Origin of the sequence: Mesorhizobium sp. M8A.F.Ca.ET.057.01.1.1 (assembly GCF_003952565.1) — a bacterium.
In the GTDB taxonomy this organism is placed as follows: Bacteria; Pseudomonadota; Alphaproteobacteria; order Rhizobiales; family Rhizobiaceae; genus Mesorhizobium.
Genome location: NZ_CP034454.1, coordinates 2,252,680 through 2,265,399 on the forward strand (window position 1 = coordinate 2,252,680; position 12,720 = coordinate 2,265,399).

14 protein-coding genes, 2 pseudogenes and 1 riboswitch are annotated in these 12,720 nt (G+C 63.8%); of the genes and pseudogenes, 12 read left to right on the forward strand and 4 right to left on the reverse strand.

What is annotated here, in order from left to right; all coding sequences use genetic code 11:
• Window positions 1-10 precede the first annotated feature (10 nt).
• On the reverse strand, window positions 11-316 hold the full coding sequence (locus EJ077_RS10425; protein WP_127870393.1) for a hypothetical protein: 306 nt from the start codon (window positions 314-316) through the stop codon (window positions 11-13).
• Window positions 317-395: 79 nt separating this feature from the next.
• Complete coding sequence (locus EJ077_RS10430) at window positions 396-665, reverse strand: hypothetical protein (protein WP_208701724.1); 270 nt, start codon at window positions 663-665, stop codon at window positions 396-398.
• A gap of 309 nt (window positions 666-974) precedes the next feature.
• Here EJ077_RS10430 and EJ077_RS10435 point away from each other — a divergent pair, with 309 nt between their 5' ends.
• The 4 genes from EJ077_RS10435 (at window position 975) to EJ077_RS10450 (ending at window position 3,428) form a co-directional block, all read left to right on the forward strand.
• Entirely contained in the window at window positions 975-1,343 is a 369-nt protein-coding gene (locus EJ077_RS10435) for a hypothetical protein (RefSeq protein WP_208701726.1), read from the forward strand.
• Window positions 1,336-1,761 (forward strand): hypothetical protein, encoded by a 426-nt coding sequence (locus EJ077_RS10440; protein ID WP_245458713.1) that lies wholly within the window; start codon window positions 1,336-1,338, stop codon window positions 1,759-1,761. The genes EJ077_RS10435 and EJ077_RS10440 overlap by 8 nt, the downstream gene beginning before the upstream one ends.
• Window positions 1,718-2,407, forward strand: a complete 690-nt coding sequence (locus EJ077_RS10445) for a terminase large subunit domain-containing protein (protein WP_245458714.1) — start codon at window positions 1,718-1,720, stop codon at window positions 2,405-2,407. Before EJ077_RS10440 ends, EJ077_RS10445 begins: the two co-directional genes overlap by 44 nt.
• A gap of 286 nt (window positions 2,408-2,693) precedes the next feature.
• Complete coding sequence (locus EJ077_RS10450; RefSeq protein WP_208701730.1) at window positions 2,694-3,428, forward strand: terminase large subunit domain-containing protein; 735 nt, start codon at window positions 2,694-2,696, stop codon at window positions 3,426-3,428.
• A 201-nt stretch (window positions 3,429-3,629) separates the two neighbouring features.
• Here the strand turns inward: EJ077_RS10450 and EJ077_RS10455 are convergent, their stop codons facing one another.
• Window positions 3,630-4,337: a hypothetical protein gene (locus tag EJ077_RS10455; RefSeq protein WP_208701731.1), complete on the reverse strand. Its 708-nt coding sequence runs from the start codon at window positions 4,335-4,337 to the stop codon at window positions 3,630-3,632.
• A gap of 198 nt (window positions 4,338-4,535) precedes the next feature.
• On the opposite strand from EJ077_RS10455, the gene EJ077_RS10460 reads away from it, so the two are divergent.
• From EJ077_RS10460 to EJ077_RS10470, 3 genes are all read left to right on the forward strand, one after another.
• Window positions 4,536-6,083: a glycosyltransferase family 39 protein gene (locus EJ077_RS10460; protein WP_245458715.1), complete on the forward strand. Its 1,548-nt coding sequence runs from the start codon at window positions 4,536-4,538 to the stop codon at window positions 6,081-6,083.
• Between the two features lie 176 nt (window positions 6,084-6,259).
• Window positions 6,260-6,778: a peptide-methionine (S)-S-oxide reductase MsrA gene (msrA, locus tag EJ077_RS10465; RefSeq protein WP_208701735.1), complete on the forward strand. Its 519-nt coding sequence runs from the start codon at window positions 6,260-6,262 to the stop codon at window positions 6,776-6,778.
• A gap of 303 nt (window positions 6,779-7,081) precedes the next feature.
• Window positions 7,082-8,161 (forward strand): formyltransferase family protein, encoded by a 1,080-nt coding sequence (locus tag EJ077_RS10470; RefSeq protein ID WP_208701737.1) that lies wholly within the window; start codon window positions 7,082-7,084, stop codon window positions 8,159-8,161.
• 59 nt (window positions 8,162-8,220) lie between these two features.
• Here the strand turns inward: EJ077_RS10470 and EJ077_RS10475 are convergent, their stop codons facing one another.
• Window positions 8,221-8,490 carry a hypothetical protein gene (locus EJ077_RS10475; protein WP_208703201.1) on the reverse strand — a complete coding sequence of 90 codons (270 nt, stop codon included), beginning with the start codon at window positions 8,488-8,490 and terminating at the stop codon, window positions 8,221-8,223.
• A riboswitch (TPP riboswitch) is annotated at window positions 8,485-8,598 on the forward strand. Its footprint overlaps the gene before it by 6 nt.
• Here EJ077_RS10475 and EJ077_RS10480 point away from each other — a divergent pair.
• From EJ077_RS10480 to EJ077_RS10500, 5 genes and pseudogenes are all read left to right on the forward strand, one after another.
• Window positions 8,589-9,196: pseudogene (locus EJ077_RS10480) on the forward strand (YkoF family thiamine/hydroxymethylpyrimidine-binding protein). It overlaps the preceding riboswitch by 10 nt.
• 43 nt (window positions 9,197-9,239) lie before the next feature.
• Window positions 9,240-10,058, forward strand: a complete 819-nt coding sequence (locus EJ077_RS10485) for an ABC transporter permease (RefSeq protein ID WP_208701739.1) — start codon at window positions 9,240-9,242, stop codon at window positions 10,056-10,058.
• Window positions 10,055-10,821, forward strand: a pseudogene (locus EJ077_RS10490) (ABC transporter ATP-binding protein). The gene EJ077_RS10485 and the pseudogene EJ077_RS10490 overlap by 4 nt, the downstream one beginning before the upstream one ends.
• Window positions 10,814-11,830: an ABC transporter substrate-binding protein gene (locus EJ077_RS10495; RefSeq protein ID WP_208701741.1), complete on the forward strand. Its 1,017-nt coding sequence runs from the start codon at window positions 10,814-10,816 to the stop codon at window positions 11,828-11,830. Before EJ077_RS10490 ends, EJ077_RS10495 begins: the two are co-directional and overlap by 8 nt.
• 191 nt (window positions 11,831-12,021) lie before the next feature.
• Window positions 12,022-12,717 (forward strand): methyltransferase family protein, encoded by a 696-nt coding sequence (locus tag EJ077_RS10500; protein ID WP_208701743.1) that lies wholly within the window; start codon window positions 12,022-12,024, stop codon window positions 12,715-12,717.
• Window positions 12,718-12,720 lie beyond the last annotated feature (3 nt).

Sequence of the window (12,720 nt, forward strand, 5' to 3'; positions counted from 1 at the left end):
CGAAGAGGCCTTACATCTGGTCGTTGTAAGGCTCCTTCATCTGGCCGACCATGCGGGCCAGCTTCGAAAAGGACGGCATGTCCGCCTCCGGCTGGCACTGGTTGGCGAGTTCCAGCAGCCGGATCGGGAAGTTGACGGCGTCGCGGCTCGACGCCGACATGCCTCCGGATCGTTCCTCGCCGGTTTCCGAGGCCTCGGCCTTGCGGAGAGCAATGTCGATCTCCTCCGATGTCAGCACGCCCTTCTTGACCAGGACGTGGTTGATCGAGGCGACGGCCATCAGCAGGCCTTCGAGTTGCAGGTTGGCGACATTCATGGACTGCTCCCTCCATTGATCGCAGGGGAAACGCGTCAGCGGCGTTTCCGATCCCAGGACGCCGGTCGGCCGGACGCGTCTATTCCTGCGTCAGGCGATCGCCATATTCGCGCCACACCGCCTTGACCTCGAGGCTGCCGAGGCGCGGGATCGAGGGGTCGCCGCAGTCTATGGCGACGGTGCTGATGTCGTAGTTGGGGTAAGCGTGAGCGACGAAGCGGATCGCTTCGCCAAGCGAGTGCACCCGGATGATCGGATCCGCCTGGCCCTGGCCAGTGCTGCGCACACCGGAAACCGTGGCCGGAGCATGCCGCATCCTGAAGACGGATGCCATGGCTGGTCTGTCCATCGTCCTCTCCTAAAAGGCCGTGCGACGGGAATCATTCCATGAGCTGCCGCTGATGATTTCACAGGAGCCGGCTGTTGAAAAGCCGGATGAAGAGTGAGGGCGAGGGTCATGCCGCGTCCAGCAGGATGTGAATTTTTTCCTAGAAACTCGTTGACCGGGTGAGGGCAGCCATGCTACATATTCGTCCATGGTGCTGATTTGCGCCAACGACCCGCCGCCGAGGCGGGTTTTTGTTTCTTGGCGATACCATCGATTGAACGTTGGCGGGCGCCGGTAGAGCGCTACCTCCGCGAGATGCGAGACAATCCTATGCTCCGCTATGCCACCATCATCACCGGCGATGACGGCCTTGAGGTCGTCAGCGCCATCGGCGAATTCGAGGGCGCGGCGCCGCAGGCGCGACTCGGCCGTGTCGAGGCGGTTGCGCCCGGCGTGCTGATCGGGATGGTGCGGGATGCCAGCGGTGGGTTTTGTTTTCCGCGGGCCGGCATCGACAGCCGCGCTGTCGGCCTCGCCATGGCGAAGCTCAAGGCGCGGGCCGGGGCGGCAAAACCTGCCGCAAGGCCCAAGCATGCCAAGCGGGCCGGGAAGAAGACCGTTCGCTCGAAGAAGGCGCGAAGCAGATCCGAGCCGCCCAAGGCGGCAGCCGGCGATGCCTTGGGGCAGGCCGATGGCTGACGAAACCGACGCCGTGCCGAAGCGCCGCAAGGCAGGGCCGGCGCGGCGCAAAGCCGCCGCCAGCCCGGCAGCCGCGAAGGCGCCCCGCCCGAAGCGGACGAACAAGACGCTGGGCGACGATTTTCTCGCCGCCGTGCGGGCCGATTTCCGGGCGCACGGGGCCGGCGTCCTGGCCGAGGTGCGGGCCGACAAGCCCGACCAGTATCTGAAGATCGTGCTTTCGGTGCTGCCCAAGGACATCGATGTCGCCATCAACCAACTGGACACGCTGAGCGATGAGGAAATCCGCAGCCGCATCCGCGCCCTCGAAGCCATCCTCCGGCCATTCCTCGACCAACCCTGCGATCCCAGCCCTGCCGATCCCAGCCCCGCTGATGCCGGCAAGCGCGGAATATCTGGCGCTGCTGGCGGAACTTGACCGCCGAAGACGCAGCAACCAGCTGGCGGCGTATAAACCGTATCAGCGCCAGGCTGAATTTCACGCGGCCGGAGCGGTCAACCGCGAGCGGCTGTTCATGGCCGGCAACCAGCTCGGCAAGACCCGCGCAGGCGGCGCCGAATGGGCGATGCACCTCACCGGCCGTTATCCCCAGTGGTGGCAAGGCAAGATTTTCGACACGCCGGTCCGGCTATGGGCCGCCGGCGTCACCGGCGAGGGCACGCGCGACAACCCACAGCGCGTGCTGGTCGGCCCGCCGCAGCAGCAGGCGGCATGGGGCACCGGCATGATCCCGGCCGATGCGATCGCCGACACCATCATGGGACGCGGCGCGCCCGGTGCGCTCGACAGCGTCGTGGTGCGCCATGGCGGCGGCGGCGATCTGCAGGCCGGCGAGAGCGTGCTGTCGTTCAAGAGCTTCGAAAAGGGCCGCGAGAAATGGCAGGGCGAGACGCTGCACGGCGTCTGGTTCGACGAGGAGCCGCCGCTCGACATCTATTCCGAGGGCCTGACCCGCACCAACGCCACCGGCGGCATCACCATCGTCACCTTCACGCCGCTGCTGGGGATGAGCGATGTGGTGTTGTTGTTTTTGTCGGCGGGGGAGGTGGAGCGGATGGGGTGAGCAGCCGGTTCGCGTAAGCGAATTCATCGTGCCGGTGGCACGATGAAAGGCCGGCGAACGCCGGGACGCTGCAGAGCAGCGGGGACCCGGCCGGGTCCGCTCAGGACTTGGGTTCCTCGCCCCCGCAAAGCGGGAGAGGTGGCCGCGCAGCGGTCGGAGAGGGGGCTTCGTAGGGCGCCCGCTTAACCAGGTCGGCGCCATTCCCCTCTCCGTCTCGGCTTCGCCGAGCCACCTCTCCCCCCGCTTCGCGCGGGGCGAGGAATCTAAGCCTTCCAAGGACAGCGCAATGAGCCGCCACGTCACCTTCATGACCATCGACGATGCCGCGCATTATTCGCCCGGCGAACGCGCGGCAATCGTCGCCGCCTATCCCGAGCATGAGCGCGAGGCCCGCGCCCGGGGCATTCCGGTGCTGGGCTCCGGCCGCATCTTCCCGGTGGCCGAGGCGCTGATCGCCTGCGAGCCGTTTCGCCTGCCGCGCTACTGGCCGCGTATCGGGGCGCTCGATTTCGGTTGGGATCATCCTTCGGCCGCCGTCGAGCTTGCCTGGGATACGGAGGCCGATGTCGTCTATGTCACCAAGGCGGCCAGAGCCTCGCAACAGACGCCGGCGATGCAGGCGCTGACGCTGAAACCCTGGGGCGAGTGGCTGCCCTGGGCATGGCCGCGCGACGGCCGCCGGGAGACGCTGGAGGGGGCGGGCACAGCGCTCGCCAGGCAATATGCCGCGCATGGGCTGAACATGCTGCCCGGCCATGCCCGTTTTCCCGACGGTTCGGTCTCGGTCGAGGCCGGCCTGATGGAAATGCTCGACCGCATGCAGAGCGGCCGCTTCAAGGTATTCTCGACGCTGCTGCCCTGGTTCGAGGAGTTTCGCTTGTTCCAGCGGCAGGGCTTTCGGATGTACCGCATCGTTCGGGATGCGTTCGGGCCATCGACCGGTTATCCCGAAGGCCTGCTCGTGAACGGCATTCCGTTGTGCGACCAAGTGGTCTTTGAACGGGATCTCGGCGTGAATTGAGGGCAGAGGTCCTTCCACCCGCTCCCGCTTCGGGGCAGTCGCAGAACAATCCAATAGCCCGCTTCGGTTCGCCGGGCGGGCTATTTTCGCGTTTTGGGGCGAAAGCGCGTCACGGCGAAATGGATTCATGCGCCGCGCTTTCGGCCCTTGTTTTATGCATGTCGTCTTCCCAAAACCGTGGTCACTTTTGAGCGACCTGGCTTAGGCCAGGATGTTGACGGCGCGGGCCGCGACCAGCGCGATCGTCAGCAGCGAGATCATCGCCTCCGCCATCATCAAAAGCTTGGCGCGCTGGGAAAGCGGCAAGGTATCGGTTGGTGAAAATGCCGTCGCATTGGTGAAGGCGAGGAAGAAATAGTCGACGAAGCCTGGCAGCCAGTCGCGGATATCGCGGTCGTTCAAGGTCATCTGCGGGAACAGGAAATCGGAATGGGCGCGGTTGACGAGGCCGCAGGTCGGAGGCCCGCCCCGGTCGGTGCTCCAGAACCACAGGGCAAAGACGATCACGTTGGTGACCCAGATGTTGAGCGCGTCGACCAGCAGCGTCTGGCCGCTGGAACCGGCATGGCCAGCCAGCAAGGCACGCACCAGGAGCACCAGCGAACCGCAATTCATGACGCTGACGACGCCGGTCATCACCAGGGCCGTCCGGCGGATCATGACGCGAAACCGGCCGACCAGATACCAGTGCTCCTCCTCGACCGCTTTCTGGGTGGCGGCCTGCGTCCAGGCGGTGGCCACGGACAGAGGCATGAGCAGGGCGGCCTCCAGCGCCGGCGCCAGCCAGCGGGGACCGAATGAAAGATCGTTGATGACCAGAAGCTGCAGGCAGATGATGACGAGGACCGCCGCGCGCGCCAGCCAGAAGTCGAGCGCGCGGTGGTGGATGACGGCATGCGGGTGACGCATCGAATATCCGGGATTTTCTGGTGGGATCAGGTGTGCGGGCTTTTCTGCCCGGTGAGGGCAACGGGACGCCGAAGTTCCCGCTCAATCTTGGTCTTGCAATGACCTGCAAGTATACTTTTTTGTAAGCTTTAACGTTGGGGCTGTTCGGCAAACCGGGCGATGTGGTTTAAGCCGCGCATGGCGGGAATTGACGACTCCATGGATCGTTGGGTGCCGGCAGGGCTGCCTGCAGTGGCGCTGGACTCGTCGTCGGTCTGGTCCGCCCTGCTTCGTCACCCCTGGGGTTTGCTGGCAGTTTTGTGTCTGGTGCAGACCCTGTGCTGGACCGTGGTGCCAACACTCATCGATCCCGCACCGCCCGGCGATGTCGTGGAAGGCTTCATGTGGGGCCGCGAATGGGTGCTTTTGACCTACAAGCACCCGCAGCTCCCCGGCTGGCTGCTCGAGGCCAGCCATCTCCTGACCGGATCGTTCCGCTGGCCGCAATATCTGCTGGCCCAACTGACGGTCTCGGCCACTTTCGTCCTGGTCTATCTGCTGGCCCGCGACATGCTCGGACAACGCCGCGCGCTGGCCGCCGTGCTTTTGATGCCATCGGTCTATTTCTTCGGGTGGCCGACGCCGCAATTCAATCACGACTATGCGCAGATGCCGTTCTGGGCCGCGATCTGCTGGCTGCTGTGGCGCGCCGGCCGTGGTGGCGGGCCAGGCTGGTGGCTGACGCTCGGACTGGTGTCGGGCGTCGGGCTCTATGCCAAGTTCTCCACCGGCCTGCTGCTTGCCTTCGGCGCTCTCTGGCTGCTGTCCGACGCGCGCGCCCGCAGCCGGCTGGCTACGCCCTGGCCGTGGCTTGGCCTGGCGGTTTGTCTCACGGTCGCCGCGCCGTTGGCCATCGCACTCTACCGCATCGATTTCCTGCCGTTGACCTATTTCGCCGACCGTGATGCCTGGGTAACCGAGCACCGTGCGCGCCTCTACTATATCGGTGTCCAGCTGGCCGGGTTTTCCGGCTTCCTCCTGGTGCTGGCGATATCAGGGCTGCTGCGGCGCACGCCGGCTCCGCAGGACCCCGTCGAGCGCGGTAAGCTGGTCTATCTCACGTGGATGGGACTTGGGCCGGCGACGCTGATCATGGTCGCCTCTTTGTTCACCGGCACCGGCGAGGCCTGGGGCGCGCCGATGTACAATCTTGTCGGCGTCGTCGCGCTCGCCTTTCTCGGTCACCGGCTCGGCGCCGTCGAGATGCGACGGGTGGCGATCTGCGCCTTCATCTGCATCGTGGCCACGTCTGGCGCCTATGCGGCCATCCGCTGGACGGATTGCAATGTGCGCGGGCGGATGGACGCCGTCTGCTGGCCGGCTCGGCCGATCTCGGACGAGGCCGAGGCAATCTGGCACGCGGCGGTGCCGGGCCGGCTCGACATCGTCGGTGGCGACACCAATCTTGCCATGCTGGCAGGCCTCAACGCCTATGACAAGCCGTCTATCTTCACCGATCTCGATATGCGATTCGCGCCCTGGATCACGAGGCAGCGGTTGCGCGACCATGGCATGCTGATGGTTTGGTCGGGTCCTCACGTGCCGTCGCGGCTGCGGGCATGGTTGGACAACGTTCCGGTCAAGACCGTTCTTTTCAACTGGTCGCGCGAGGCGCCGCCTGTGGCGATCAGTTTTGCAGCCATTCCGCCTGGTATCCGATATCTGCCGGTCGCCGCCAGCAGCCGGACTCGGCATCCGCGCATCTGAGGTGCCCCCCGTTCCTTAGGGGGCGCTTTTCACCGGTATTGCCGAATGGCCGCTCGTCCGACTGGACGAAGCAGGCGACAATGCCCATTTATGGGGCTATCCAAATTTGTTGTCGCGCAATTCCCCGGGGAAAGCCGCTACAGTTTTCCCGGAATTGCCTTTTGAGGAGACGTTACATGGCGACTTCGAGCGAACGTGCAGTGCTTGCCGGCGGCTGTTTTTGGGGCATGCAGGATCTGATCCGGCGCATGCCGGGCGTCCTCGCCACGCGTGTCGGCTACAGCGGCGGCGACGTGCCGAATGCCACCTATCGCAATCATGGCACGCATGCCGAAGCCATCGAGATCAGCTTCGATCCGGCCAAAATCAGCTTCCGCCAGCTTCTGGAATTCTTCTTCCAGATCCACGATCCGACGACGCGCAACCGCCAGGGCAACGATGTCGGCATGAGCTATCGCTCGGCAATCTACTACACCAGTGAAGAGCAGAAGCGTGTGGCGGAGGACACCATCGCCGATGTCGATGCCTCTGGCCTGTGGCCCGGCAAGGTTCTCACCGAGCTCGCTCCGGCCGGAGCGTTCTGGGAGGCCGAGCCCGAGCACCAGGATTATCTGGAGAAGTATCCCAACGGCTACACCTGCCATTTCGTCAGGCCGGGTTGGAAACTGCCGGTTCGTGAAAAGGCCGTATCATAAGGTTCGCGGATCAGTCTTTTGCGGCGGGTGGGTATAAGCGCCCGCCATTGCCGCAAGCCCTTATCAATAGCGGCTGTTAACCGCCCGGCGGTTGACAGTCCGCGGCGTTGCTGACCAACTGCGCGGGTTGATTGATTTCAGGGGGAACATGAGGAGCTCTACGAAAAGCCTGTGTTGGTGAAGCGGGAAAGGCTCTCAAGTGTCGCCGCGGCAGGACCGCTTTCTCCCAAATCAGGCTGACGGCTCGGCCGGCCTTTTGGTCCTGTCCGGGCGGGTCCGTGCCGGTGCCCGGATTGCCGGCCGATGTCTGGCCCCGCCGGATCTGAAAAGATGATTTCTTCCGAGCCTGTGGCCCGCCCCCGGCAGCTCAATGCAGTTTTCATCCTGGATGTTTCTGCTTACACCGGGCCCCTGCTTTCCGGGTGGATCGAGGCGGGAAACCGTATTGGCGCGATCATCGTGCCTGGCTTTCAGCACCCATCCAGAGGCTTCAGCATCGGCAATTTTCGGCGCCGGCTGAGGCGCCGGCTTCTGCTCAGGCGCTATCTCGGCAACACGCCGGCGAAGTTGATCGAATTCGGCCGGCCTTACGACTGGGACGAGCTTGGCCGGCAATTGCCTGACATCGCCGCGGATGTACTGATCTGCTACGCTTTCCCGACCTTGATCCCACAACAACTGCTCGGCCTCTTTCCCAAGGGCGGGCTTAATTTTCATCCGGCGCTGCTGCCCAACTACCGGGGTCCGCATCCTCTCCATCGCCTGGCCGCGGACGGCCAGCATGCCGTTCATGGCGGCGTGACATTGCACAAGATGTCCGCCAATTTCGATGACGGCGACATCCTCGGACAGGTGCCGTTCTCGGAAGCACACTGGGCGACGCGGCGGGATGTGGCCGACAGCGTGGCGACCGCGATGCGCGCGTTGGTGCGCGAGGTGGCGCCAGCCTATTGCAAGGATTTGGTGTCCGGGACGCGGCAGCCAACCGGTGATTTCGTCTGGGCGCGACTTGAGCGGAACCACATGGCGATTTCATCCGACATGTCGATCGAGCACGTTGCCCGATTGTGGCACGTCCTGGGCGGCAATCCCGGTATCTATCTGGACGTTGCCGGCCGCGAGGTCCGGTTGGCCTTTCAGATCGCGCGACTGGGTCCGCCAACTGGAAAAGGTCCGGTCAGGCGATGGGGGAGGGTGGAGTTCGATCTTGCCAATGGCCGGGTTCGATACCTCACCTATGGCCGCTTGCTCAAACGGCTGATGAAAATGCACGCCGCATTCGCACAGCCAAAAGCCGGAAAACCGTGCCCCGAAATAAGAGTGTTTGGCAAAGTGGCCAGCGAATCGGCGCCAGAGGTGCCGCCGGCCGGTCGTGGCGGATAGTGAAATCAATGCGGACGGAAAGCGCGGACCTTGCGTCCCCGCTTTCCACGCCGCGAAAACTACTTACCGCAGTTCTTGTCGTTCACGGTCGGCGCGGTCGCGTTGCCATTGGCATTCGTCTGCGCGCCCTGCGGATTGGTCGGGCAATTCTGGTCCGTGTTGGAATTCATGTCGCGGCGTGATGGTCGGGCTGTTGGTTGCGCCTGGCTCGCGACAAATTTCCGGGGCCGCCAGCACCCGGTCGCGTCTGTGCTGGCGCAATGCTTTTGGCGCAGCTTGCTGAAAAAACAGCTTCCCCAACCGATCGAATGGTGCTTTAACGCCGCCATCCACAGGGGTGCTCCGTACGGTCGGGGCTGAGACGGGGGCGGCAAGCCCACAGACCCTAGAAGCTGATCTGGGTAATACCAGCGGAGCGAGGCGGGCGATGTTTTCAGGCGCACAGGTTTCCCTATATCCCATGGCCGACGATTTTGTCGGCGTCATCCTGGGTGCGCTCGGCGCGCTCGATCCGTATCGCGACAAGCTCAGGATCGAGACCGACGACATCTCGACCTTGCTGGTCGGGCCCCCGAGGTGCTATTCCCGGCGCTGCGCGACCTTTTCGTGGCTGCGTCTGGCAGCGGTAAGCATTGCGTGCTGTCGGCCACCATTTCGCGTGGTTGCCCAGGTGAGCCGGACGATCCGATCTGCCGCTCCGGCACGTTTGGCGGACCTGCCGGGCCACTCGGCCCGCGCAAGCAAGCCGCCATTTCCGCCGTGCGCGGCGCGCCCGCCACTGGCCAGCCAGCGGCGGCGCAGTTCTCGCTCTATGTGATGGGCACGGACGACCATATGGACGAGATCTATGGCTGCATCGATTTCCTGAAGCAGTCTGGCGTCTATGATCGCTCCAAGAATTTCTGCACCAAGCTGCGCGGCGATGCCGGCGCGATCTTCTCGGCGCTCGACGAAGCCTTCTGCCGCTTCGGACCGGGCGCCGGCCACGTAACCCTCGACGTCACGGTTTCGGCCAACAGTCCCACTGCCGTCTGAACCGTTCGCGCCGACGCGCGAACGCCGTCAAGGTCATCCTCTCGTGGCTTTATCGTCATCCAACCCACGTCAGCTCGCGGGCTTCCTCGCCCAGGCAGCGCCGGCCGTGATATCGATCGGCCTGGTGCTCGTGGCGTGGGAACTCTACGCAAACCATTCCGGCATCAAACCGACGGTTCTGCCGGCGCCCTCGCGCGTCTTCGAACAGGCGATGCTCAATCGTGACGCGCTGCTCGACAACGCCATTCCCACCATCCGCGCCACGCTGATCGGTTTTGCCTGCTCGCTCAGCGCCGCCTTCGCGCTGTCGATGCTGGTCGACTTCTTCCAGCCTTTGCGGCGCGCGCTGTTTCCTGTCTTAATAGTCAGCCAGACCCTGCCGCTGGTCGCCATCGCGCCATTGGTGGTGCTTTGGTTCGGTTTCGGGCTGATGCCCAAGATCATGCTGGTGGCACTGGTCACCTTCTTCCCGATGCTGGTGGCTCTGGTGCAGGGCTACGAGGCTACCGAGGTCGAGATCGGCCAGATGCTGCGCGCCATGGGAGCAGGGCGCTGGCGGGTCTTCATCTTGGCACGCTTGCCCTCGGCGCTGCCTTATTTCTTCGCTGGCCTCAGGATCTCCATCACCTATGCCGTCGTCGGCGCCATCTTCGCCGAATATGCGGGCGCGGCCAAAGGGCTGGGCATCTACATGCTCAACGCCAAAAACAATTTCCGTCCCGACCTGGTGCTCGCCGCCGTCGGGGTCAGCGCGGCCCTTACCCTCGTCCTATTCGGGCTGACGGTGGTGCTGCAGCGACTTGCCATGCCCTGGGAAAGAGCCGCCGGCAGGCAAGCCGCCGGAAAAGGCCCGCAAGCATGAGCCGGCTCGAATTGCGGCATATACGCAAGGCCTTTGGCGGGCTGGAAGTGCTCGCCGACATTTCGCTGCGCGTGGATGCCGGCGAATTCGTCTCTATCCTTGGGCCTTCGGGGCCGGCAAGTCGACGCTGTTCCAGCTTCTGACCGGCGCCGAGCATGGCGAGGGTGAGATGTGTTTCGACGGCGCGCCGCTCGACGATCATGGCAGGCATTTCGCCTTCATGCCGCAGCGCGACGCGCTGATGCCGTGGCGGCGCATCCTCGACAACACGACGCTCGGGCTCGAGGTGCAAGGCGTCAGGCGAAAGGCGGCGCGAGCGCGTGTCGCACCGCTGTTTGCCGAGTTCGGGCTCGCCGGCTTCGAGCGGCATTTTCCGGCGCAGCTTTCGGGCGGCATGCGCCAGCGCGCGGCGCTGCTGCGCACTGTCGTGCAGGAACGCGACATGTTGCTGCTCGACGAGCCGTTCGGCGGGCTCGACGCCCTGACCCGCGCGGCCATGCAGCGCTGGCTCGAACAGATGTGGCGGCATCATCGCTGGACGGCGTTGCTGATCACCCATGATGTGCGCGAAGCCGTGTTCCTCTCCGACCGCATTTATGTGTTGTCCGCGCGGCCGGCCCGTGTCGTGCGCGAGATCAAGGTGCCACTACCGCGCCCGCGCGATCCGGCCAGCGCCGCCACACGGCATGCCGGGGCAGTCGAGGCCGAGATCCTCGACATTCTGCTCAACCTCCAGCCAACCAAAGGACATGACCATGACTGACTTGACGCGCAGGCAGGCTCTGCTGCTCACCCTTGCCGGCAGCGTACCGCTGATCACCGGATCGAGCCGCTCCTTCGCGGCAACGCAAAAAGTCACCGCCGCGCTGGACTGGACGGTCAACACCAACCACATCGGGCTGTTCGTCGCGCGCGAAAAGGGGTTTTATCGCGAGGCCGGTCTGGAGGTCGATATCGTGCCTTACAGCGACACCGGCGCCGGCACGCTTGTCGCCAACCGCGTCGCCGATTTCGGCATCAACGGCACCATTAGCCTGTTCACCCAGAAGACCGCCGGCGCCGACTTGAAGGCCGTCTATGCCGTCGTGCAGTCCGAAACAGGTAGGCTGGTGTTCAATGCGGCGCGCAGCGAGATCAAGAGCCCGAAGGATCTGGATGGCCTGACCTATGGCGGTTTCGGCAGCGCCTGGGAGAACGCGCTGATCTCGACCATCATCCGGCATGATGGCGGCAAGGGCGATTTCGAGACGGTGACGCTCGGCACTTCCGCCTATGAGGCGCTGGCCAATGGTTCGGTCGACTTCACGCTCGAAGTATCGACCTGGGAGGGCGTCGAAGCCGAGCTCAAGGGCGTCAAGCAACGCAGCTTCGTCTATGCCGACTATGGCGTCCCCGACGAGCACACGACGCTCATCTCTTCGAGCGAAGCGTTTCTCCAGGCAAATCCCCAACTGGCGTCGTCCTTCATCCAGGCAACGCGGCGCGGCTATCAGTTCGCGGTCGATCATGCAGAGGAAGCCGCCACCCTGCTGATCGCCGCCAACAAGGATGCCCTCACCAGTCCGGCGTTGATCCATGCGTCGCTGAAGGCACTGATCGAGGGGCACTATCTGCGGGGGCAAGACGGTACCATCGGCGCCATGGATCCCGCCAAGATGGAAGCGATCGGCTCCTATCTCCTCGCCGCCGGTATCCTGCACGATGCCGATGGCAAGACTGTTGCGCAACGTCCGGATTTTGCGGGATATTTCAGCAATGGATACCTCAAATAGGGTCGGTGCAGAGGCCGCGAAAGGTCATATCCCGAGATGCTGGCCGACAAGGATGTCATCGCGTCGAAGCCGGAAAGACCGGGTACGGCCTTGCCGTTCGGCGATTCGAACCGGTTTGATGCCGATCTGATCTTCTCGGTTAACGGCACGGCAATGGTTACGTGCAAAGGTCGCCTCGAGGGACCATCGGGATGCTTGCCTTGCTCATGTCAAAAAGTGAAGCGCTTTCGCGTGCAGCAGACAAAAGGCTTTTGTCGGCGGCGCGCAAGCACGAGATCATGCTCGACTTGCGCGAAGGCTTCTTTCGCACCTGTGCGCTGCTGTGCGCGGGGCTGTTCGTCTATCGCGGCGTTTATCAACTTCTCGAGGATCCGACCCGGCTCAATACCGCGCTGGTGGCGATTTCCGAGATACTCACCTTCACCTGGCTGCTTTTGTCGCGGCGTCCGGTCACGCGTGATTGGAATCTGCTTACCGTCATCGTTTCGGTGACAGCCAGTTTTGGCGTTGCATTGATCAGCCTCAAGCCAGGCATCGCGCTCATTCCTCTCTACGTCGCCGCGCCGTTACAGATCATCGCATTGTTGTTCGTTATCTGGGGCAAAATCTCGCTGGGGCGCTCTTTTGCGATTCTGCCGGCCAATCGCGGTGTGATGACGGGCGGTGCCTATCGGCTGGTGCGGCATCCGATCTATGCTGGCTACCTCGCCGGCCATGTGCTCTACCTCCTGTCGGCCTTTTCCTTCCACAATCTCGCTGTCTATGCGGTCATCACCTACATGCAGCTGTATCGGATCCTGCGCGAGGAGGCCTTGCTGGCCGCCGAGCCGGAGTATCGCGCTTACATGGAACGTGTGCACTACCGACTGTTCTACCGGTTATTCTGAAGG